The sequence below is a fragment of the Williamsia limnetica genome (genome assembly GCF_003217475.1).
Taxonomy (GTDB): domain Bacteria; phylum Actinomycetota; class Actinomycetes; order Mycobacteriales; family Mycobacteriaceae; genus Williamsia; species Williamsia limnetica.
Genome location: NZ_QJSP01000008.1, coordinates 289,802 through 311,461 on the forward strand (window position 1 = coordinate 289,802; position 21,660 = coordinate 311,461).

21 protein-coding genes and 1 pseudogene are annotated in these 21,660 nt (G+C 62.5%); 16 read left to right on the plus strand and 6 right to left on the minus strand.

Going from position 1 to position 21,660, the window contains the following annotated elements:
* Positions 1 to 18: 18 nt before the first annotated feature.
* The 4 genes from DFR67_RS15500 to DFR67_RS30535 all read right to left on the minus strand — a co-directional run bounded on the left by DFR67_RS15500 (position 19) and on the right by DFR67_RS30535 (position 3,520).
* Positions 19 to 1,011, minus strand: a complete 993-nt coding sequence (locus DFR67_RS15500) for an ABC transporter substrate-binding protein (protein WP_245937973.1) — start codon at positions 1,009 to 1,011, stop codon at positions 19 to 21.
* A gap of 115 nt (positions 1,012 to 1,126) precedes the next feature.
* Positions 1,127 to 1,876, minus strand: a complete 750-nt coding sequence (locus tag DFR67_RS15505) for a class I SAM-dependent methyltransferase (RefSeq protein ID WP_110470369.1) — start codon at positions 1,874 to 1,876, stop codon at positions 1,127 to 1,129.
* A gap of 3 nt (positions 1,877 to 1,879) precedes the next feature.
* Complete coding sequence (locus DFR67_RS15510; RefSeq protein ID WP_110470370.1) at positions 1,880 to 2,653, minus strand: class I SAM-dependent methyltransferase; 774 nt, start codon at positions 2,651 to 2,653, stop codon at positions 1,880 to 1,882.
* Positions 2,654 to 2,662: 9 nt separating this feature from the next.
* Positions 2,663 to 3,520, minus strand: a complete 858-nt coding sequence (locus DFR67_RS30535) for a flagellar basal body-associated FliL family protein (protein ID WP_158539968.1) — start codon at positions 3,518 to 3,520, stop codon at positions 2,663 to 2,665.
* Between the two features lie 214 nt (positions 3,521 to 3,734).
* Here DFR67_RS30535 and gad point away from each other — a divergent pair, with 214 nt between their 5' ends.
* The 9 genes from gad to DFR67_RS15565 all read left to right on the plus strand — a co-directional run bounded on the left by gad (position 3,735) and on the right by DFR67_RS15565 (position 11,513).
* Entirely contained in the window at positions 3,735 to 5,117 is a 1,383-nt protein-coding gene (gad, locus tag DFR67_RS15525) for a glutamate decarboxylase (protein WP_110470373.1), read from the plus strand.
* 91 nt (positions 5,118 to 5,208) lie between these two features.
* Positions 5,209 to 5,847, plus strand: coding sequence for a response regulator transcription factor (locus DFR67_RS15530; protein ID WP_110470374.1), 639 nt, complete (start codon positions 5,209 to 5,211; stop codon positions 5,845 to 5,847).
* A gap of 46 nt (positions 5,848 to 5,893) precedes the next feature.
* On the plus strand, positions 5,894 to 6,856 hold the full coding sequence (locus DFR67_RS15535) for a cation diffusion facilitator family transporter (RefSeq protein WP_110470375.1): 963 nt from the start codon (positions 5,894 to 5,896) through the stop codon (positions 6,854 to 6,856).
* 200 nt (positions 6,857 to 7,056) lie between these two features.
* The gene (locus tag DFR67_RS15540; protein ID WP_110470376.1) at positions 7,057 to 7,446 is read left to right on the plus strand and encodes a hypothetical protein; all 390 of its coding nucleotides are present in this window, start codon (positions 7,057 to 7,059) and stop codon (positions 7,444 to 7,446) included.
* Positions 7,447 to 7,541: 95 nt separating this feature from the next.
* Positions 7,542 to 7,928, plus strand: coding sequence for a hypothetical protein (locus DFR67_RS30260; protein ID WP_146240454.1), 387 nt, complete (start codon positions 7,542 to 7,544; stop codon positions 7,926 to 7,928).
* Between the two features lie 50 nt (positions 7,929 to 7,978).
* Entirely contained in the window at positions 7,979 to 8,512 is a 534-nt protein-coding gene (locus DFR67_RS15550) for a glutathione peroxidase (protein WP_110470378.1), read from the plus strand.
* Between the two features lie 71 nt (positions 8,513 to 8,583).
* A complete protein-coding gene (locus DFR67_RS15555) occupies positions 8,584 to 9,810 on the plus strand; it encodes an NAD(P)/FAD-dependent oxidoreductase (protein WP_110470379.1) in 1,227 nt (408 codons plus the stop codon).
* A gap of 40 nt (positions 9,811 to 9,850) precedes the next feature.
* Positions 9,851 to 10,459 (plus strand): class I SAM-dependent methyltransferase, encoded by a 609-nt coding sequence (locus DFR67_RS15560; RefSeq protein WP_158539969.1) that lies wholly within the window; start codon positions 9,851 to 9,853, stop codon positions 10,457 to 10,459.
* 82 nt (positions 10,460 to 10,541) lie between these two features.
* On the plus strand, positions 10,542 to 11,513 hold the full coding sequence (locus DFR67_RS15565; protein ID WP_110470381.1) for an NAD(P)/FAD-dependent oxidoreductase: 972 nt from the start codon (positions 10,542 to 10,544) through the stop codon (positions 11,511 to 11,513).
* Positions 11,514 to 11,847: 334 nt separating this feature from the next.
* Here DFR67_RS15565 and DFR67_RS15570 read toward each other — a convergent pair whose 3' ends face one another.
* Positions 11,848 to 12,948, minus strand: coding sequence for a hypothetical protein (locus DFR67_RS15570; protein ID WP_110470382.1), 1,101 nt, complete (start codon positions 12,946 to 12,948; stop codon positions 11,848 to 11,850).
* A 724-nt stretch (positions 12,949 to 13,672) separates the two neighbouring features.
* Between DFR67_RS15570 and DFR67_RS15575 the strand changes: the two genes are divergently transcribed.
* The 7 genes from DFR67_RS15575 (at position 13,673) to DFR67_RS15605 (ending at position 20,853) form a co-directional block, all read left to right on the plus strand.
* The gene (locus DFR67_RS15575; RefSeq protein WP_146240455.1) at positions 13,673 to 14,254 is read left to right on the plus strand and encodes a tetratricopeptide repeat protein; all 582 of its coding nucleotides are present in this window, start codon (positions 13,673 to 13,675) and stop codon (positions 14,252 to 14,254) included.
* A 189-nt stretch (positions 14,255 to 14,443) separates the two neighbouring features.
* Positions 14,444 to 15,280: a hypothetical protein gene (locus DFR67_RS15580; protein ID WP_146240456.1), complete on the plus strand. Its 837-nt coding sequence runs from the start codon at positions 14,444 to 14,446 to the stop codon at positions 15,278 to 15,280.
* A gap of 261 nt (positions 15,281 to 15,541) precedes the next feature.
* Positions 15,542 to 15,955, plus strand: coding sequence for a hypothetical protein (locus DFR67_RS30265; protein ID WP_146240457.1), 414 nt, complete (start codon positions 15,542 to 15,544; stop codon positions 15,953 to 15,955).
* 904 nt (positions 15,956 to 16,859) lie between these two features.
* Positions 16,860 to 17,651 carry a class I SAM-dependent methyltransferase gene (locus DFR67_RS15590; RefSeq protein WP_110470386.1) on the plus strand — a complete coding sequence of 264 codons (792 nt, stop codon included), beginning with the start codon at positions 16,860 to 16,862 and terminating at the stop codon, positions 17,649 to 17,651.
* Positions 17,652 to 17,957: 306 nt separating this feature from the next.
* Entirely contained in the window at positions 17,958 to 18,347 is a 390-nt protein-coding gene (lpqS, locus tag DFR67_RS31675; RefSeq protein WP_110470446.1) for a putative copper homeostasis (lipo)protein LpqS, read from the plus strand.
* Between the two features lie 104 nt (positions 18,348 to 18,451).
* Entirely contained in the window at positions 18,452 to 19,564 is a 1,113-nt protein-coding gene (locus DFR67_RS15600; RefSeq protein ID WP_110470387.1) for a PLP-dependent cysteine synthase family protein, read from the plus strand.
* Positions 19,561 to 20,853 carry an MDR family MFS transporter gene (locus DFR67_RS15605; RefSeq protein ID WP_110470388.1) on the plus strand — a complete coding sequence of 431 codons (1,293 nt, stop codon included), beginning with the start codon at positions 19,561 to 19,563 and terminating at the stop codon, positions 20,851 to 20,853. Before DFR67_RS15600 ends, DFR67_RS15605 begins: the two co-directional genes overlap by 4 nt.
* A gap of 228 nt (positions 20,854 to 21,081) precedes the next feature.
* On the opposite strand, the pseudogene DFR67_RS15610 reads toward DFR67_RS15605, so the two are convergent.
* Positions 21,082 to 21,660, minus strand: a pseudogene (locus DFR67_RS15610) (Fe-S oxidoreductase); the annotation flags it as partial.

The following is a 21,660-nucleotide window of genomic DNA, read 5'->3' on the forward strand; positions in this document are numbered from 1 at the left end:
CTTCCGGGTGGGCCACTGTCACGACCCGAGCGCTTTGTTCAGATTCTGTGCTTCGACCCAGCGCTTCGCCGCGTCTTCGACCTCAAGCTTTTCCTTGCCCGACACCAATTCGTTCAGGTTCCGCAACTCCTCCACCGTGAGCTTCGACGACACCGCGTCGAGCACCGCCCGGAGTTTCGGTGAGTCCTTGGACTTCGCCAGGACGGGCACGATGTTGTTGGCCGGGAAGTTGTGCTTGGGATCGTCGAGCACCACCAGGTCCTCGGTGGTGATCGCCGGGGTCGTGGTGTAGATGTCCGCCGCCGTGACCCGACCGCTGGTGAGCTCGTTGATCGTGGCCTGGCCGCCACTGTCGTTGTTGGGCCGAAAATCGACCTTGAGTCCGTAGTTGCGTTCGAGTCCCGGAACCCCGACCTCACGCGTGGCGAACTCGCTGTTCGCCATGAAACTGACCTTCTCCGTTTGCGATACCCGGGCCAGGTCCTCGATCGACCTGAGATTCCACTTGTCCGCTGACTTCTGGGTCACGGTGACCGAATCGGAATTGGAGCCCGGGGCAGGGGTATAGGTCAGCAGGTCGTCGCCCTCCACCGAGGGCAGCGCCTGTTCGATGTCCTCCAGCGACGTCAAAGCCGAATACTCGGCGATCCGGTCCTCGGTGAGGCCCGGTGCGGTCGACGCGAGATACTGCATCAGGTTCCCGATGTAGTCGGGGACGAGGTCGATGTCGCCTGACCGCAGGGCGGGCAGATACCGCTCACGGGTTCCGGAGTTGAGTTGGTTCTCCACGGTGAAACCGTTCGCCTCGAGCGCATCGATGTAGATCTGGCCGATGATCTGGCTCTCCAGGACTCCTCCCGAGCCGACGACGATGTGGTTCGGATCCGGATCGCGTGATCCGGCTCTGCTTAGCGGGTCGAAGCATCCGGCAACCAGGGCCGCGATGAGCAGGAGGATGGCGGGCAGCAGCGTCAAGCGGAGCCACGCATCCCTGCGGGTGAGCGTATGCACCCAGTCAATAGAACACGACTGGGTGTGTTTTCGTCACTCCGTCCGGTAGTTTTCGCCCAGATTGCCTGGATTTTAATTAGGTCGCGCGGAAGGGTTTGGCTTCGGGAAGTTTCGGCTACCCCGTCTGGTCGAGAGTTGCCAGAAATACGTGTGTCCGATACGGCAAGACGATTGTTCCTTCGGGATCGGCGACCTCCGCCGCGAGTCGACGGACGTGTTCGAGGATGTCTGCGCGCTCGGATTCCGCGGCCGTGATGATCTGACTCCGCGAAACGACCATGGCCAGGAGCTGCTCGGTATCGAGTCGGCGATCCCAATCGAACGTCTCATGAACAGGCGCGCTGAACGGCAACTCGAGTGTCGGGCCACCGTTGGCGACGAATACCTCAGCCTCGCTCGCGGCGATGATCTCCGTCAGTCTGGCGACCCACGGCACGGTCTCGTCTCGGATGTTCCAGATCAGACCCAGCGTGCCGCCGGGCCGCAGTACCCGGGCCGCCTCGGCGACGGCCGCGGCGGGTTCGACCCAGTGCCACGACTGGCCGAAGGTGAGGGCGTCGCACACTCCGTCCGCGAGTGGGATCTGCTCGGCGGTTCCGATCAGACCGTGCACGGACGGTAGTTGGGCGCTCAGTGTGTCGAGCATGTGGCCGTCCGGCTCGACTGCGTAGACCGTGCGTCCTGGGGCGAGGAGCGACGCCGTGAGTTTTCCTGTGCCCGCACCGATGTCGGCCACCACCATCGCGTCGGGTGCGACGAGCCGGGCAACAGCCTGCGACGGATAGTCCGGCCTGCCGGCACTGTAGGCGGCCGCCTGCGTACCGAACGAGGTCGCCCGTTGCTTCCGAGACTCCGGGTCAGGCACTTCTCATCCCTTCCGAGTGGCCAGCACCACGACGTAGGGGACGGCGAACGAGACCGATCCGTCGGAAAGGGTCAGATCATCGAATGCGGCGCGAAAACCGTTGACAACACGTTGCTTCCGGTCATCGTCCAGACTGCTCAGCATATTGACGTGCACCGGCGACTCAGTAGTCACGAATGCGATCGCCTCATCCAAAGACCCGAACTGCCAGGTGTACATGTGCTCTTCGATCTCGACCGCGGTGAAGTACTCGCCGAACGCGACGGGGTCCGGAGTCGCCCAGACGTCCGGCGACGCAGCGCCGGCCGGAGGGGCACCCACGACCTCCGCGATCGGACGACGCAGCGGCTGGTCACCTGCCGGCGACCAGGCGCTGTAGGCGAACGTCCCACCCGGCCGCAGCAGCCGGCCGATCTCAGGGAGCGCTACGACAGGATCGACGAAGATGATTCCCATACTGGAGACCACGGCGTCGGCACCGGCGTCCGGAAGTCCCGTGGCGCTCGCATCGGCCAGCAGCCATCGCACGTCGAGACCGGCACCGGCGGATTCGATGGCCGCCTGATCGAGTAGCTCCTGCGTGAAGTCGACCCCCGTGACCGCGGCACCCGCAGCCGCACACTGCAATGCCACAGCGCCGATACCGCACCCCAGGTCATACACGGTGGCACCGGCGAGATTCACCCTGGTCTGCGCCGACGTCACCAATTGCGTTGCCACCGGCCTGATGTGGTCGGCCACGCTGCGGTACCGACCTTGCGCCCACACGTTGCTCATCTGCGGTACTCAGGCCCCGATGTCGACGCAGATCGCGAGTGCCGATTTGTCGCTCGCAACGGTCTTACCGTCCACCTTGATGCTGCAGGACACGTCATCGCCATTGGCGGTGAATGCACTGAGCTGCAAGGGTGGTTCCAGATTGTCGAACGTCTTCGTCCACGGTGTACTCGGCGACGTTTCTGTTTTCTGTTCTCCGCCGGCATCACTGTAGAGAATCATCGAGGCGTTACCTGTCACCTCGTAAACAACTGTGCCGCCCGAACTTCTGGTCGTCGTGGTCGTCGTCGTGGTGTCCTCGGTGCTGGTGCTGTCCGTGGTCGTTGTGGTGGCGCTCGACGTGGTCGAGTTGGCAGTCGGCGAATCGTCGTCACCGTCACTGTTCAACACCAGGGCAGCGGTGGCACCGCCGGCCACCACGAGCAGGGCGATCACGACGGCGAAGATGATCAGCAAGGTCTTCTTGCTGCCACCGCCGTTCGGGCCCTGCGGAGGCTGACCGTACCCACCGTCGTAGGGCGGACCACCATACGGCGGCTGCCCGCCATAGGGGGCATTCCCGTAGGGCTGCTCGCCATAGGGTTGCTGGCCGTACGCCTGCTGGCTGGGATCGGGTTGGCCGTACTGGGGTTGGCCGTATTGGGACTGGCCGTACTGGGGTTGGCCGTACTGGGGTTGGCCGTAGTCGGGCTGGTTGTAGTCGGGCTGGCCGCCTGCGGGCATCTGACTGGTACCGCTGGGGCCGTAGCCACCCTGATCAGGTGGCTGATTGCCGTAATACGGTTGTTGATCGCCGTAGTAGGGCTGCTGGCCCCCGTAATACGGCTGATCAGGATTGTTCGGATCGTTGCCGTATCCGGGTCCCATGGACACCACTCCTCGTCGTCGGCAGCGTTAGATGCTCACACCCTACCGGCGACGTGACCGCGAATCGCCCTCACAACTGCGGCATGACTGTCGTTTGCGCAGCTCACCAACGGTGCACAGTTGGAGAACGCCAGTGCGCGTGGCCACTTCGGCGGTACCATCAAACCGCTCGAGCCTCGGCATTTCCCGTTAAACAAGCAGCGATGGAGTTCATATGTCAGACGTCGACAGGGGAATGATCACCCCCGCCTACACCGGCCGTTTCGCGGTCTCCGGCATTCCAGCCCTTCAGATTCCGGACGACTCGATGGATCCGGAGGTGGCCTACCGCTTCATCCACGACGAGTTGATGCTCGATGGGAACTCACGTCTGAACCTCGCCACCTTCGTCACCACGTGGATGGATCCCCAGGCCGAAAAGCTGATGGCCGAGACGTTCGACAAGAACATGATCGACAAAGACGAGTACCCACTGACCGCCGCCATCGAAGAGCGGTGCGTCGCGATGGTGGCGGATCTGTTCCATGCCCCGGACCTCGACCCGTCGGTGGCGTCGAGTGCGACCGGCACGTCGACCATCGGATCGTCGGAGGCCGTCATGCTCGGCGGCCTGGCGCTCAAGTGGCTCTGGAAGGCGAAGCGTTCAGGAGATGGTGGGACACCCACCGGCACTCCCAACCTGATCCTCGGTAGCAACGTGCAGGTGGTGTGGGAAAAGTTCTGCCGCTACTTCGAGGTCGAGCCGCGGTACCTCCCGATGGAGAAAGACCGCTACGTGATCACCCCCGAGCAGGTGCTCGATGCGGTCGACGAGAACACGATCGGCGTGGTGGTCATCGCAGGTACCACCTACACCGGTGAGCTCGAACCGGTGAAAGAGATCGCTGATGCTCTCGACAAGCTCGCCGCCGACGGAGGTGTCGACGTACCGATCCACGTCGACGCGGCCAGCGGAGGCTTCGTCCTGCCGTTCCTGCACCCAGACCTCGAATGGGACTTCCGGATCCCGCGAGTGGTCTCCATCAACGTGAGCGGTCACAAGTACGGCCTGACCTACCCCGGTGTCGGATTCGTCGTCTGGCGCGACAAGACCTGGCTCCCCGAAGACCTCGTGTTCCGCGTCAACTACCTCGGCGGCGACATGCCCACCTTCACCCTCAACTTCTCCCGACCGGGCAACCAGGTGATCGGGCAGTACTACAACTTCCTGCGCCTGGGTCGGCAGGGTTACACCGACATCATGAAATCGCTGTCCGACACTGCCCGCTGGTTCGCCGGACAGATCGAGGAAGAGGACGAGATCGAGATCGTCACGGACGGTTCGGCCATCCCGGTGGTCACTTTCAAGCTGCACAGTGACTGCGAGTTCACCGCGTTCGATGTGTCGCACGGGTTGCGGGCCTATGGCTGGCAGGTCCCTGCGTACACGATGCCCGACAACGTCTCCGACCTCGCGGTCTTGCGAGTTGTCGTCCGCGAGGGGTTCTCCCGCGACATGGCCCGCGTCCTGCACCAGCATCTCGTCGAGGTCATGAAGGAGCTGCGGCTCATCAAGTCCGACGGGCAGCTTCCTCAGAAGCAGCACTTCGCCCACTGACGTGGGGGTCTTCCGACCTTCGGTGGTCGGCCGAGAATTCGGGTAGTGCGCTACTCGCGGCAACGCAGCCTGGTTCGTCGACCATCGACACATGCGCAATCACGGTGGTAGTCGAGTCAGCACTTACGTCTACGCGAACGATCCGATCCTGCAAGCCGGCGTGACGAGCACCCTCCGCATGTGTGCGGAGGTCCGGCTCGTTGCCGGGTGCGGGCTCGACAGCGCCGAGGTGGCGGTGGTGGTTGCCGATGTTCTCGACGAGACGGTGCATCGCACGCTCAGGGCGATCCAGCGCGGTGGTGCCCCTCGGACGATGCTCGTGCTCTCATCCCTCGACGAGAGCGCGGTGGTCGCGGCGGCCGAGGCCGGTGTCAGCGGACTGATCCGTCGCGCCGACGCGACCCGCGACAACCTCGTCGCGCAGATCAAACAGGTTGCGGCCGGTGGCGGTGCGGTTCCCGCCGATCTGGTCGGCAGCCTTCTCGAGGCGGCCGGATATCGCCGGCGCCGAGGCGGTTTTCCGCGCGCTGCCGACTCGGCGCCGTTGTCCGAGCGTGAGATCGAGGTGTTGCGGCTGGTCTCCGAAGGATTCGACACCGCCGCGGTCGCCGATGAACTCTGCTATTCCGAACGCACGGTGAAGAGCGTCTTGCACGACGTCACCACTCGGCTGCACCTGCGCAATCGAACTCACGCGGTGGCGTATGCGATGCGCGAGGGGCTCATCTGATCTGTCCTGACTTCAGGTGGGGCGCATACTGGCCCGGTGAGGTCCTATGGCAACCACTGAGCCCGACACCGCGCAGGCCGGGGGCGGCGACAGCTTTCTGACGGTGGTCATCGCGTTCGTCGCGAACCTCGCGATCGCCATTGCCAAGACCGGCGCCGCGATGCTCACCGGATCCGCGTCACTGGTGGCCGAAGCCGCCCATTCGTGGGCCGACACCGGCAACGAGGTCCTGCTACTGATCGCCGAGCGACGCTCCCATCGGGTCCGCGACACCCGGCACCCTCAGGGCTATGGCAAAGAGGCCTACATCTGGTCGATGTTCGCGGGTTTCGGGCTCTTCGCCGTCGGTGCGGCGGTATCCATCCAGCACGGCATTTCTGAGTTGATCTCCCCGGAGCCGGCAACCGACTATCCGGTGGCCTACGCGGTGCTCGCAATCGCGGCTCTGCTCGAAGGCGTGTCCTTTCTGCGGTCGTATCAGCAAGCCAGGAAAGGCGCGGTCAAGCGCAGGATAGGACTGCTGAACCAGGTCTTCAGGACCTCCGACCCGACCCTTCGGGCCGTCTTCGCCGAAGATGCTGCTGCTCTCATCGGGCTGGCCATCGCCTTCGTCGGGATCCTCCTGCACCAGGTCACCGGTTCCCCGACCTACGACTCCGTCGGATCCATCCTCGTCGGCGTTCTGCTCGGGGTGGTGGCCGTGGTGCTGATCAATCAGAACCGCAGATTTCTCCTCGGCCAGGCCGTCGACGACAGGATTCGCAAGCTGCTGTTGGAGATGCTCCTGAGTCACCCTGACGTCGACCGCGTGACGTACTTGCATGCCGAGTTCACGGGACCCGGGACGCTCTATCTGGTTGCAGCGATCGACTTCGTCGGCAATACCAGCGAGAACGATCTCGCCAGGATCCTGCGCCGACTCGAGGCCGAGATCGAGGCCGATCCGAGGGTCACCGAGGCCGTACTGACGTTGGCGACGCCCGACGAGACGTCGCTCGGCGCCAACTGACCAAGCCGGTCCCAATGATCGCAACCTCAGGTTTGCCATCTTTGATACTTCGCTGACCAAACAGTCGCCGGAAATCTAATTGCACATTTGAACGCACTAACCACGCCACGGAAAGTCGACTGACCTGCAACAAAACACTCAACTCGTGCGACGGTCGAGTTGTTGGCCAATTGGCCGACAATCACCCGGCGAGGAGAGTCATGATGCACACGCTGAGCAACCGGCCCATGACGGCCACAAATGCGGTCGATATCCATTCTGAGGCCCATTTCGACAGACGCGGCCCCGGCGACACCGGAACCGATGCCCAGCGCACGCCTGAGCGAACCGATGCTCCCCCACGACGACCGGGCAGCACCGACCCCAAGCTGATGCTGCGAGTTGCCAATGCGATTGAAGAACACGGCGATTGGACGCGCGTGATCAGCAACGTGTCGATGGGGATGTGGTTCGCCGTCGCGGTCCGCCCCGGCGCCTGCGGGTCACTGCTGAGCGGATTGGCAGCAATGTACTTTCCCGAAACCCCCGTGTTCGGCGAGCCCGGCAAAGCATTTCACACGGCCGTGCAGGAAGCGTTGGTGATGAGTTGAGCGAAATACGCAGACCGACGTCCGAACAATTGACCACCGGCGGTCGAGGCTTTCGCCCCTCGGCATCACCGACGAAAAGTCTAAGGAACCCCAACGTGAGCGAAGTCACCCTCCGCCATTTCGGCCCGGCGAGCAATACGCCGAAATATGCCAATACGCCGACAAAAGCGCAGATCACCCGCGTGCTGCCGGCTCCCGACCCATCTCCTACGCTGGGGCCCAGAACCGACAAGGAGACACATCTGATGCCGTACCGAGACGCCGCACTGGCCGCCGAAGGGGTCGCCGCGATCCATCTCGGCGATGCGCATGTCTCGGTGCCCGCCGGTCTGGCCGCAGACATCTCCCGTCAGCTCGAGTCGTTGCCCAAGGCGGCCCGCGCGGTGGTCCTCACACTCAGCGACAACGCGTGCATCCTCATCACCCCCGATGATCCTCTGGTGATCTTCGTCCCGCGCGCGGCCATCGGTGCCGAAGGCTGATCGCCGATGGAGAACGACCTCGTCGTCGGTGATCTGATAGGAACAAGGCCATGAGCGCACACGATTTCGACGCAACCACGCCCGACGGCGGAAGCCAACCTTTGAAGGACTACGCCGGGCAGGTCCTGCTGGTCGTCAATGTCGCGAGCAAGTGCGGCCTGACGCCGCAGTACGAGGGCCTGGAGCAGCTGTACCGGGACAAGAAGGACAGCGGATTCCACATCCTCGGATTCCCGTGCAACCAGTTCGGGGGCCAGGAGCCGGGTACCGCCGAGGAGATCGCAGACTTCTGTGACACCAACTTCAACGTCACGTTCCCCATCTTCGGCAAGATCGACGTCAACGGCGACAATGCCGACCCGCTCTACACCTACCTGCGGTCCGAGGCACCGGGAGATTTCGGCCCGGATGCCGGCTTCCTCTACGACCACGTGAAGAAGACCAGCCCCGACGCGATCGGCACCGACGACGTCAAGTGGAACTTCACCAAGTTCCTCGTCGGCCGCGACGGAGCCGTCATCAAACGCTATGAGCCGACCGTCACCCCTGAAGAGATCAGCGCCGAACTCGACAGCCTGCTCTGACCGCCGGCGAACCCGGCCCCTCTCGTCAAGGGGCCGGGTTCGCTGTGGCTGATTCGGGGTAAAGCCACCAGATGACCTCTGATGGCCTCGCTGCGGCCGACTCGCTGCCCGACGAACACTTCGATGTCCTGATCATCGGAGGCGGCAACGCCGGGATCAGTGCGGCAGGCCGGCTGCTCCATAAGGGCGTTCGCGATGTCGCGGTCATCGAACCCCAGTCCGTGCACACCTACCGGCCGCTGCTGTCCTACGTCGGCGGTGGACAGGCCGGCCTACGCAGCGCCGAGCGCACCCAACGTTCGGTGACGCCGAAGGGCTGCACCTGGCTCCGGGACTCGGCGGTCAAGGTCGATGCAGCCGCTCGCGTGGTGCACTGCGCCTCCGGCCGACGGTACCGCTACGACGACCTGGTCCTCGGTCCCGGTCTGGTCCCCGACACCGCGGCCCTGCCCGGCATCTTCGCTGCGCTCGAGACCCCTGCGGTGGCGAGCAACTACCTCGACCGGGCCGAGGAAACCTGGGAGCTGGTGCAGTCCATGCCCGTCGGTGGACATGCCGTCTTCACCGTTCCGCGGCCGCCGGTGAGTTGCACCGGTACGACCATCAAGCCCCTGTTCCTGGCCGCCGCCCACTGGCGTCGCACTGGCCGACTCTCCGGCATCGACATCACCCTGGTGATCGACCGACCGCAGCTGCTCGGGGTCGAGGGGCTCGACGAACGACTCCGTGGCCACCTCGATGACCTCGGGGTGCACGTGCGCCTGGGTACCGCCGTCACCGCGCTCAGCCCGAGCACCCAGGAGATCACCGTGTCCGATGAAGCAGGGACCGCCGAGGTGCTCTCGTACGACATGCTGCATCTGGTGCCCCCGTACCGCGGTCCGCACTGGCTCCAGGACTCCGGCCTGACCGGAGATGCCCCACACGGCGTCGTCGATGTGGACGGTAAGACCTTCCGCCATCGCGAGTACCCGAACGTCTGGGCGGCGGGAGACGGCGCCGCCATCGACACCGATCCGTCGGGCGGTGGTCTGCGACGCCAGATTTCGATCCTCGTCGACAATCTGCTCGCTACACGCTCACGGGAGCCGCTCCAGGAGTACGACGGCTACACCGTGGCTCCGATTGCCATCGACGCCCACACGCTCATCGCCGCGGAGTTCGACCGGGACGGGACCGTCACGTCCTCACTGCCGTCATTCCTGGACCCGCTGAAGCCACGCCGTTCCGCGTGGGCATTCGACCGATACGGACTGCCACAGACATATTGGAACCTGATCCTCAAGGGTCGGCTCTAGAGGCGACCATCCGATGAACTCGCTACGAGAGAAGTGGTACATGAGCTTTGAGCGCTTGGAACAAAACGTCGCCGACGCACGCGAGCAGGGTTGGTTCGTCGAAGGGTCCGCCAATGCCGAGCAACTCGCATTCCTCAGAGCTGCGGCAGCGGCGGTGGAGATCCGTCAGATCGCCGAGATCGGATTCAACGCCGGGTACTCCAGTCATGCGTTCCTCGAAGCGAATCCGAAGGCTGAGGTCACGTCTTTCGACCTGGCGGAACACAAGTACCTGTCAACGGCCAAGGAGTACATCGACGACGAGTTCCCAGGACGGCACACGCTGATTGCCGGCGACTCGCAGCAAACCGTTCCGCGGTTCGGCGACGCAGGGCGCACTTTTGATCTCATCTTCATCGACGGCGGACACACCTACGACATCGCCCGCGCCGACATCGCCAACATGAGCCGACTGGCGCATGAGAAGACCGTGCTCATCTTCGATGACCTACTGCCGCACAAGCCTTGGGGCGAAGGGCCCATTCAGGCATGGCAGTGGGCGCTCGACAGCGGAACCGTTGTGCAGACGGGCTTGTTCCAAGATGGGGTCGAAGTCGACGCGGTGAGCGCGGACGCAGCTCGCGCATGGGCCGTCGGGCGATACCTCTGAGCCGCGTCGTCTACAACAACCGGCGGCGTCGTCACTTCCATAGTGGTCGGGTCGAGACAAGTTGCGTGAAGGGAGATTAGATGTGACCGATGACCTTCCCGCCGCCGTCGACGTCATCGTCATCGGCGGTGGTCCGGCGGGACTGTCTGCGGCCACCTGGCTCGGCCAGTATCAACGGTCCACCCTCGTCATCGACGCCGGACAGCAGCGCAATCTGGCCGCCGACGAAATCCACGGCACGCTTGGGCCCGGCCCGAACACCCCACGACGCTTCTACACCGAAGCCCGGGACAGCTTGAAACGGTATGCCCACGTGCAGCTCCACAACGGGACTGTCACGGCTCTGCGGCAGAAGAGTTCTGACGATTTTGTCGTCACCGTCGATGGCGCGAAGGTGCGCGCGAAACGGATCGTGTTGGCCACCGGTGTCCGCGACCGGCTGCCACAGGTCGAGGGCATCCAGAAGCACTACGGCACCGACGTCCATCACTGCGCGGCCTGCGACGGCTACGCAGCACGCGGCAGAACGGTGATCGTACTCAGCAACGGTGAGCAAGCAGCCGCGTACGCGTCCGAGCTGTTGGACTGGGCGGCAAAGGTCCGCGTCGTCACCGAGACCGCAGGCGATCCCCTCTTCGGCGAGCAGCAACGCAACGTGTGCGCCGAGCACGACATCGAGGTCGTCGACGGAATAGCCCAAGCCCTGATGGGTGATCCCGGCGCGTTGACCGGTGTCCGGTTGGCCGACGGACGAGTCGTCGAGGGCGACAAGGTGTTCTTCTCCTACGCACATCAACCGACCAACAACCTCGCGCAACAACTCGGATGCGAACTCGACCATGAAAGCGAAATCGTTGTCGACGCAATGCAACTCAGCAGCGTCGACGGCGTCTATGCCGCCGGGGACATCACCGCGGGGCTGCAACTGATACCGATCGCTGTGGGCAAGGGTGCGGCTGCAGGCGTCGCGTGCGCGACATCTCTGCGCGGACATTCCACGACCTGCGCAGCACCCGATCCGGCTCCACCCGCGCAGCAGTTCACTGGTTCGTAGGGTCTTTCTTGACCGTGGCGAACCCCGAAGGGGTCCGTAAGTTGGCCCCGCTCGAGCTCCCAAGTACCGATGCGCCACCCGCCCGGCTATGGGTGTTGAGTTCGCACTGTTAATTGGCTCTGGCTTCGAGTGACCGCGTGAGAATCGAACGATCAACTTCCTGCGCTATCTGGTTTTATCATCAGATGTCCTACCGGACTGCATTGCCGACCGCGATGTTGAAGGGACATAATATCTAGTATCGGCATACAAGCGGCGCTGCAACCTGTTTCGTCCGCAGCGAAGCACCGTGCGGACTCGCACTGGTCTATTCGAGTCCGTGATCCCGACGACCTCATGTGGCCGGGCTGTCGGTCGCGTCTTTGGCCCCTCCTGCTTCTGTGTGCCGACTTGTGACTAGCTCCAGGACTAGACCCAGGCTGGAGAAGATCACGCCCGCGGCAAAGGGAACGATTAGGTAGAGGGCCACGATGATGTCACCGGGGCTGCCGGCGAGAAGAGTGCGGATGAGGTCACCCGCGGCGTACCACCAGAAATAGGCGCTGCTGGCGAGCAAGACGACACCACCCGTGATGCTGAAAGCACCGAACCATGGCAGCCAGGGAGGCTGTTCGTCCTGCCCTCTGCGTCGGAGTAGGCGGCTCAGTGCCTCCCGCGATCTCATCGAGAGGTCTGGTTCGTCGAGGAGGTCGGACAGAGCGACCTGACCGTCGACCTCAAGTATCGGCAGCGCATTTTCAGCCATGTTCACCAGACCTAGGATGGCTACGCGCCAGCACACCGCGTAGATCAGGACGGTCGACGAGACTTGCGCAACCATCAGGAGAATTGCGGTGGTCACGACGTCTACCGCGAGTCCAGCCAGGGCGTTTACTACTCGTGCCCGCCGGGGCAGAGTGACCGCGTCTGTGGAGTCGACGTAGAAACAGAGGGCGCCCCAATAGAATCCGCAGCCAGCTCGTCCCGGTGTTCGGCCGTAGTGGACGAGCGTGACTGCATGTGCGAGCTCGTGTGCGGCCGAGCAGCTCAGAGCCAGGACGATGCCCAGCAGGGCATCGATGGAGGGGTGCTCGCTGACCTGTGGTCCAGCGGGGCGACCGAGCGCGAGTGCAACAATTCCACCGACGACGACGGCGATTAGAAACAACCGCCCGAGGCGGGAACGGACGACGGGTGCGACAACGCGGTAGAGCAGGCGTGCGATCGTTTCGATGCCCGATATCTCGAGGCCTGAGCGGGTGAGCGAGAACCGTTTGGGCTGTACATACGGGTCGGTGTTTCCGTCCGACGCCGCTTCGACGAGAATTCGCTCCTCGAACAGATCTGTCACGAGTTGTTGGTCGGCGGGGGTGCCGCCGAGTCCGGCGACGAGGTCTTTCGGGTCGGAAGTCGCTGAAACGATTTGCGGAATGACATGCGCCCGATGATGTTCCACGAGTAAAGGCGGGCTGCCGGGTACGCGCACCACAAGGCCTCGCTGCGATCGTCGCCATGTGACCCCATCAGCCAGCAGCATGCGAGTTACTCCACGGGTATTGTCTGGCCGAGGCCCGGCTCCGTTTACGGAGCCGGGCCTCGGTTGACCAGGACTAGGCCGCTTGGCGGCGCCTTCTGATCGGCGCTGACATTGAAACAGGTTTCCTTCGGTCAGCACATGGATGCAAGTACAACGTCAGTAGCGGCGCGTGCGGCCACGGGTCAGACGGCGTGCAAGTCGACGAATCATGGTTCCTCCTTTCAGTCCAGTGGCACCTGGGCCATTAGATAACCCACAGGAAACTCCACTGCAGCTACGGCAGCCGCCAAGAAGCCTTTCTAACTCGACGCAAAGTATGACTGATCAACGATTCCCAAGTCTCGTTTGTTACACGAACGAAAAACAACGTCCGGAGCGCGGGTCGCCGTGTCAGTCGCACGAGGGACACTGAACCACCCCCGCGCGGGGTGCGGGTGCGGGCGCGGGTGCTCGAGAAGTTCGTCGAGTTTGCCAAGAACTACCCGAGTGAGCTCGTTCAGTACGAGGCCGGTCAAGATGGCCGAGATCCCGTGGCGAGGTTCACTGGACGTCTCTGACTTCACCTCGCAGACTCAGAACATCAACGCCGAACGCGGGATGATTCGGCAGCGCCTTGATCCGTTGCGACCTTATGATTTCTATCGTGACCGCCGACCTCGCATCCCAGCAGACCACTGCCCAGCAACTGTTCCAGAGCCAGAGGTACGACGACGCTCTTGGGGTTTTCACTGTCCTTCGGAAGCTCCGCCGGCGCCAGGAAGGCGCCGCGTCGGCGATGTATCTGTCGAATCTTCACTCATCGGTGTACTGCCTCCATCAACTCGGGCGGTTCGCTGAAGCCCTCCCTTTGGTCGAGGAGTTGTCAACGACGCGTGAGCGCGCCCTGGGTCCCGGCGACCCGTCATCGATCGACGCCAAACGCTGGTGGGTGTGGACCTGCCGAAAGGTCGGCGACTTCTCGAAGGCCTCCGATCTCGAGGTCGAGATCGCCGATGCGCTGTACAGCGCAGGCGATACCGCGGGCGCAGAACGCGCGGTGGCAACCGCGGTCTACTACGAGAACCAAACGTCGACGGGCCAGCCCGAAGATGTTGTCGCCGCCAGAGCAGCGACAGCGAGCAATGGCGACAAGCTCAAGGGGATGGTCAAGAAGGTCGGTGGCGGGGCGCTGGCTGCCGGGGTGACCGCCGCCTTCGAGGGTGTGGTCGGTGGACTCTTCGACTAACCCGATCCATCCTGGGTTACATCGTGATCCGACGGCATAACCACCCAATCGCTGACCTGAAGGTTCATACGATCATGTGACACCGTCAGGCTGTATGTTTGTCATCGTCGCTGGCAGACTTTTGCTCACTGAACTAACTACGGCCGCAGCGCCCGTTCGCACCTTCAGGCCGCTGGAGGCGTAACTCTGTTGCCCGTCCGCACGCACACTGGAGAAGACGCTATGACCTACCCTCGCACGCTCCTCGCCGCAGCCCTGTCCGCTGTGGCTTTTCTAGGTCTGGCCGCCTGCGGATCCTCCGATCAGGGCGCCGCGAGTGAAGGCAACGACAGCACTCCTACCACGCTAGTTCCTACGCAATCGCAGGCGACCGCTTCGGGCACCGCCAGCCCGGCCACCTCGCCGACACGTCCTGCGCAGCAGCCCATCCTGCAGCACAGTTGGGAAGACGACGACGGCTACACGTACCAGGTGGAGATCGATGAACCAACAATCACGGTCACCTCCGATACCCTCAACTCCAAGCCCGGTCATACAGATCTCACATGGCGGTTCGCCACAACAGCACGCCTGACCAACACGACACCAGGCCGCAATGCCCCCTTCCCCGAAAACCTCAGCGTTCAGCCGGTATGGGCCGCGAGCACGCCGCTGTGCACGAGCCAAACAGCGCGCACCGACATCGGGGTTTCATCCAACGACGAGACTGTCGAGGACGCCTGGTGCACTCTGACGAATATGCCGATGTTCCTCGCCGCCGCCAGCATCTCCGAACAAGGAGGGGCTCAGCAACTCTCGGGGCAACTCACCGCTGGCGAGACAATGGAGCTGGCATCCAAGGCCACCAACCTCAATGTCTGGACAATCCCCGAATCTGACTATGCCACCCTCGCCGCGACGATCAAAGCTCCGACGCTATACGTACTCGGCGCAAGCTACACAGATCGTCCCGACAACGCCCAGTGCCTTCTGATGACAGGGGTGTCCGTGTTCACAGAAACGCAGCGAACGGGATGCCTGACATGACCCCCGGACACTCGCGACGCGCCTTCGCCCGTCGTTGCCAACTATCACCCCGTCAGGAACTCAAAGCCCAGCTGGCCTCCTATCCGACACCCCTCGTCCGATGAGAGTGCACAGCACACCCCGCAGTCGATGACAACGATCGGACTGTGTCCGTGGATGATTGTGTACATGCGGGAAGATCAGACCTACGACAGAAGACAACAACGAGGCTGGAGGGAGCCGCTCCGCGTGTACCGACGAGCTGTAGCAGGGACAGCGATCGTGGCAATCTTCCTCGTTGGTTGCAGCAGCGAGCCGAGCTCCACTAGTGGTGGCGAGCCGAGCTCCAGCACCAGTGGTGGGGTATCTGGACGCTCAGGCAGTGCTTCGTCATACGAAGCACTGTGCATCGAGAACACTGACAAAGTCGTCAACGACTCCCAGCTGAGCGCTATGGGATTTGCCAACATGACTCTGGCAGAAAAGATTTCCGGAATAACAGATGCGACGCTGGAGGCCGCGGACGACTGGTATTCCACGACATCCATGACCTTGGGTGACGAGCAACGTACAGCGCTCGAGTTCAGCGTCGACAAGGTCGTTAACGAATATCCCAACCGCTCGAACTACACCTTCAAGACCTATGCAGGCGATCCGAACGATGCGAGCACACACGCTTGGTGCCTCAGCAAGTAACAACTTAGCGGCGGCCATCAGCTGGTGATGATCGCACATTTGGCGCAGCGGGCAGTACGAAATGACCAGTGGCGGACGCCCCGAAAGGCCAGCGATCGCGTGCCTTCCGAGCACTAATCGTGTCCACACGGGAGACCTACTCGCAGACATATGTCACGAAGGGCGATGGTGAATCTGCTTCTCTTGCAGGCACTTCGAGCTTCTACCTTACATAGTCTATATTATCGGCGTAAACAGTTGTGGCACAATTTTTTTCGTCACCAGTGACAAAACGTACCTCAAATCCCACACTCCGCGCGTTGGGTCCCTGAGCACAATGGCACGTACCACCTTGATCACTTTCCGTGCCAACGGTAACCGGGCTGGAACGGCCGGGCCAGTTCCACTTTCGCCGGTTCATCCAACAGACTCATACATCAACCCAACTCATCCGGCAACCGATCGCATACGCCCAACTACTATGCATTATAGTAGGTAAATGCACCCGTCCAGGAACGGTGGGCCAAGCCGCATGGGGTCAGGAGTCGGTCGAGAAACCACTACCTGCGCCAGTAACTCGTCCGTGAGCACCGATCAGGCAATACTTGCATTCATGCGCTTGTTACTATGCGCTTGGCTGCATGGGTAGTTGAGCAGGGTGGCACGCCACGAACTTGCGTAACCACTTGTGCTACAAACTTTTTCATCTGTGGTTACAGCGCGGGGCCCCAGCCGGGCTAGCGAGCACTTGACCGGGTCGGCCTGGATGCGGAAGTAGGCGTCCAAGTTCACCGACGCCTACTTCTCGTGGTACCGGCCAGTGGCGTTCGTACTGGTCATCGCCTGGCCACCGTAGCGGTTACGTTCGCTGTGGCGGCCCGCTCGGCGGCGTGCCGGCATCGCGCAGTCGTATATCGTCGCAGCAATGAATGAGCCGAACATCGAGGGCCGGTCGGCGCGGCGACCACTGCAGAACGTCCGTCAGGCGATAGAGCGGATTCTTCCACACCAATCAGCGCGACGAAGGCTTGCCGATGCTGCGGACTACTGGACGGATGACACAACTGCGGCGTGGGCAGCCAATTCGCACTGGCGTGGAGGTCTCGACATAGAAGACTGGACACGGTTGGGAACGGAGCATCTCGAAATGTTCCGAACATTTGCGAAAGCGCTTGGCGTGGCACCAAACCCGAAGCTAATGATCGAATGGGGCTGCGGAGGTGGGGCCAACGCTGTGGCGTTCGCGCCGCATGTGGGCCGACTACTAGTTGCAGATGTGTCGGCGCCGAGTGTCGCCGAAACCATACGTCAGGTGGCTGCGGTATGTAGCACCCCTGTCGGGGGGATCGAAGTCGACATCGCATCGCCGGCAACTGCCGCGGCAGGGCTGGAAGATCAGTGTGATCTATTCCTGTGCGTATACGTATTGGAGTTGGTGCCATCGCAGCAGGACGCGATGGAGATCATAGAGATAGCTGAGCGGCTTCTCGTCTCCGGTGGAGTTGCTTTGATCCAGGTCAAATATCACACCACCAGCCGATGGACTCGCGGCAGGCGACGCAACTACCATCGCAACTTGGCGAACATGACCACATTTGGAATCGACGAGTTTTGGACAGCTGCTACCGAGCGTGGATTGACAGCCAAACTTGTAACGTTGGTACCCGAAAACGCCCTCGACCGCCGATATGCGTATCTCGCCCTGCAGAAACCCTAACAGCCCGGCCTCTACCAACCTGGCTACAGCCGCCCCGTGGTGGATTGCATCCAATCATCCACTCATTCCTCAGTCACCACAGCCCGGCTGCACTCTTCTCGGCGGGCACGTAGTTAGCTACTACCTGACCCGAGTCACAGGCATCAAGTCTTTGCGTGATCGGGATCACTCGCAATGCACCTGACCCGGGCTGACCTGGTGGGGCGAGTCTGAAGCTATCTGAACTCGAGGTTGACGAGCCGAGTCCGAAAATTTCGCTGCTACAGTCGGGAAATTGTGACGGATCATGCGATACGCCTCCCGCGTGTGCGGACCATTGTCGCCTTCGCGTCCGTTCTGTATTTGCTCACGCACGCCTTCACTCAGTGCGGGTTCTTCCCTGCTAATAGTCACCCGGACCGCGACGTCCATGTCATGACCTCGTCAACGTTCTTTGCTGGCGAACAAATGCCCGGCCACGCACATAGCGACGACGGGTCCCCGCACATGGATCACGAAACGCACACCGTCATCGCCACGCCGCGGTCTGACAACCCACTCCGCCCCCCTACCGTCGCCGCTCTCATCGCAATAACTCTTTTCATCAGCGCGGTACTGCTGTGGGCCCGGCTCACCTCCCGGTCTCCACCAGATATGCCTATCCCCGTCCGACTCGGCCGGACCACCCTAAAGAACCTCTGTATCAACAGGTGCTGATCGGCAGCCAGGCCATTTGAGGTTTGCCCTCATGGCTAGCTAAATGCTGTCCACCAATCACTTACTGCGTTGTCGCAGTCGTACATACAGAGGTTTCCTCGCTCATGAACAATGCTGTTCCCACCATGTCCACTTCCCCGTCCGACACCCTGTCGCCAGCTCCTGCTAGTCAGTGTTCACAACCAAGCCCCATGATCGGCAATACGCCGGTCCTGTGGATTGGTGAACCGTTCGCCGCCAGCGGACGGGGCTTTTGGGCGAAGCTCGAGGGAGCCAATCCCGGTGGAATGAAGGACCGACCCGCGCTGCACATGGTTCAAAGAGCCAAAGCTCGCGGCGACCTCGCGCCAGGGGCGAGAATCATTGAATCCACAAGCGGCACACTTGGTTTAGGTCTGGCTCTGGCGGGAACCACCCATCACCACCCAGTCACCCTCGTCACCGATCCGGGACTAGAGCCCATCGTGCATCGAATGCTGACGGCATACGGCGTGCACGTAGAACTGGTGACCACGCCGCATCCCACTGGCGGATGGCAGCAAGCTCGACGCGAAAAAGTTCGCGAACTTCTTGCTGCTTACCCAGGCTCGTGGTGTCCCGATCAGTACACCAATCCTGACAACGTCGACGCTTACGAATCACTGGCACACGAACTGATTGCCCAGCTCGGACGTGTTGACACGCTCGTGTGCTCGGTGGGAACCGGCGGACACTCCGCAGGCGTTGCCCGCGTGCTTCGCCAGTACCGTCCCGACCTCAGGCTGGTCGGCGTTGATACCGTCGGATCGACCATCTTCGGGCAACCTGCCGGCAGCCGACTCATGCGTGGGCTGGGCTCTAGCATCTACCCCGACAACGTCGACTATTCAGCCTTCAACGAGGTGCACTGGGTGGCCCCGCATGAGGCGGTGTGGTCCTGCCGCACACTAGCTTCTACCCATCACGCCAGCGGCGGGTGGAGCGTCGGCGCCGTAGCTCTCGTTGCTGGCTGGAGTGCACGCACTAGTCCCCCAGCGACGCGTGTCGCAGCCATATTCCCCGATGGGCCGCAGCGCTACTTCGACACCATCTACAACGACGAATACTGCAGCCGACACGGCCTATTGGACGCGGACCCACCCACCGAGCCAGCGACCATCGGGCATCCCACAGATGAAATTGTGCAGAGGTGGACCCGGTGCGCAACCGTAGTCGATCCTACGAAAGATGTTTCATGAGAATGCTTTGGACCCAGTTCCGCAGTTTTGATCGCCCCAGTCAGGTACTGATGGTGAATCAGTTCACTATCAATGTGGGCTTCTACATGCTGATGCCCTATCTGGCTGGGTACTTGGCCGGCCCGTTAGGCCTGGCCGCCTGGGCCGTCGGATTGGTTCTAGGACTTCGGAATTTCTCTCAGCAAGGAATGTTCCTCCTGGGTGGAACGCTTGCCGACCGCCTGGGATACAAGCCCCTGATTGTTGCTGGTTGTCTACTCAGGGTCGCGGGCTTTGTGTTGCTCGCCGCGGTGCAATCGTTGCCGGCGATCCTGATCGCCTCGGTTGCTACTGGATTTGCCGGAGCCCTGTTCAATCCAGCTGTGCGGGCATACCTCGCCGCAGACGCCGGACCACGACGGGTTGAGGCCTTCGCCGTCTTCAACGTCTTTTACCAGGCGGGGATACTGCTGGGACCGTTGATCGGCCTGGCCTTAATGACCTTCGACTTCCAGCTCACCGCGCTGGCAGCAGCAACGGTTTTCGCTGTACTGACTGTTGTGCAGATCTGGGCGTTGCCCTCGCACCGCCCCGAGAAACCCGACGCCAAGACCCGAGTGCTCGAGGACTGGCGTGTCGTGATCTCCAACCGACCCTTTGTGCTGTTCGCGTTGGCGATGGTCGGGTCCTACGTTCTCTCGTTTCAGGTCTATTTGGCGCTGCCGCTGCAAGCAGCGGCGATAGCCGGGAACGAACGTTCGGACACCATCCTGGTGACCTCACTCTTCGTGGTCTCAGGAGTGGTGGCGATAGTTGGACAACTGCAGATCACGGCGTGGTTTTCCCGGAGATGGGGATCGGGTCGCAGCTTGATCATCGGCATGGCCATCATGGCACTAGCGTTCGTCCCACTCACGGTGTTCTCCAGCCCCGCCATCTGGGGCGGGTGGGCCGCCGCAGGAGCACTAATCCTGACCGCCGCGCTGCTGGCTGTGGGCACAGCGGCAGTCTTCCCATTCGAGATGGACACTGTCGTCGCCCTCTCAGACAACAAGCTTGTGGCCACCCACTACGGCTTCTACAACACCGTCGTCGGATTCGGCATTTTGCTCGGCAACCTGGGTACCGGCGCAGTGTTCGGAATCCTTAGCGACGCACATCTGGGGTCACTAATCTGGGTTGCTTTGGCCGTCGTGGGAACGATCTGTGTAGCCGCCCTGTATGGGCTCGAACGGTCCGGCCGATTGTCCCCCTCCCCTGCCGAAACTGCACCTGTCAAGGCTGGCGGCAGGCACCGGCAACGAGCATAAGCCTGCACAACACGGTCCATAACCACACGCCTCACCGTTGTCAGCCAGTACCCGAAGCCAGCAATTCCTCCTCCAAGACCGCCCGATTCTGTCCCAGCGGACGCTATTGCCCGACGAGTGAATTTGCATGTGCGAGAAGGCAGTCAGTCTGTGGGTGGGTTAGTGGATGCTCCTGGTCGCGTACTTGAGGCTTCAGGACGCTTCGCCCTGCCACCGATGGCAAGACCCTTAACCGGTGCAGCCGGGCTTGTCGGCGGCTTCCTCGGTTGCGGTGTCGCTCGCCGTCGCAGTGGACTCGGTGTCCGCGGGCTTGGCTTCTGCGGCCGGCTTGGCGCCGCCTGGCTTCTTTGCCGCACCACCGGGTTTCGGTGCTCCGGGACGCTTGGCGCCGGCACCGATGGACAGTCCCTTCGCCGGTGCTGCTGCCTTCTCCTCGGCCACGGCGGCGTCGGGTTCGGCTGCCTTCGCAGCACCCGGCTTGGGCGCTCCGCCTGGCTTCGGTGCCCCGCCGCCGGGCTTCTTCGCTGCGCCACCCGGTTTCGGTGCTCCGGGACGTTTGGCGCCGCCACCGATGGACAATCCCTTCGCCGGTGCTGCCGCCTTCTCCTGCGCCGCTGGGGCTTCGGGTTCAGCAGCCTTGGCCGGTGCGCCACCTGATTTCGGGGCACCGCCTGGTTTCGGGGCACCGCCTGGTTTCGGGGCACCGCCTGGTTTCTTCGCTGCGCCACCCGGTTTGGGGGCTCCGCCGCCGGGCTTCTTCGCGCCGCCGCCGATACCGAGGCCGCCGCCGACCTTCGGCTTCTCCTT

What these genes read in the sequence shown, in the direction of transcription:
- DFR67_RS15510 (WP_110470370.1), bottom strand. Translation starts at nt 2,653, where the DNA reads ATGAGCAACGTGTGGGCGCAAGGTCGGTACCGCAGCGTGGCCGACCAC.
- DFR67_RS30535 (WP_158539968.1), bottom strand. Translation starts at nt 3,520, where the DNA reads ATGGGACCCGGATACGGCAACGATCCGAACAATCCTGATCAGCCGTAT.
- gad (WP_110470373.1), top strand. Translation starts at nt 3,735, where the DNA reads ATGTCAGACGTCGACAGGGGAATGATCACCCCCGCCTACACCGGCCGT.
- DFR67_RS15530 (WP_110470374.1), top strand. Translation starts at nt 5,209, where the DNA reads ATGCGCAATCACGGTGGTAGTCGAGTCAGCACTTACGTCTACGCGAAC.
- DFR67_RS15535 (WP_110470375.1), top strand. Translation starts at nt 5,894, where the DNA reads ATGGCAACCACTGAGCCCGACACCGCGCAGGCCGGGGGCGGCGACAGC.
- DFR67_RS15540 (WP_110470376.1), top strand. Translation starts at nt 7,057, where the DNA reads ATGATGCACACGCTGAGCAACCGGCCCATGACGGCCACAAATGCGGTC.
- DFR67_RS15550 (WP_110470378.1), top strand. Translation starts at nt 7,979, where the DNA reads ATGAGCGCACACGATTTCGACGCAACCACGCCCGACGGCGGAAGCCAA.
- DFR67_RS15555 (WP_110470379.1), top strand. Translation starts at nt 8,584, where the DNA reads ATGACCTCTGATGGCCTCGCTGCGGCCGACTCGCTGCCCGACGAACAC.
- DFR67_RS15560 (WP_158539969.1), top strand. Translation starts at nt 9,851, where the DNA reads ATGAGCTTTGAGCGCTTGGAACAAAACGTCGCCGACGCACGCGAGCAG.
- DFR67_RS15590 (WP_110470386.1), top strand. Translation starts at nt 16,860, where the DNA reads ATGAATGAGCCGAACATCGAGGGCCGGTCGGCGCGGCGACCACTGCAG.
- DFR67_RS15600 (WP_110470387.1), top strand. Translation starts at nt 18,452, where the DNA reads ATGAACAATGCTGTTCCCACCATGTCCACTTCCCCGTCCGACACCCTG.
- DFR67_RS15605 (WP_110470388.1), top strand. Translation starts at nt 19,561, where the DNA reads ATGAGAATGCTTTGGACCCAGTTCCGCAGTTTTGATCGCCCCAGTCAG.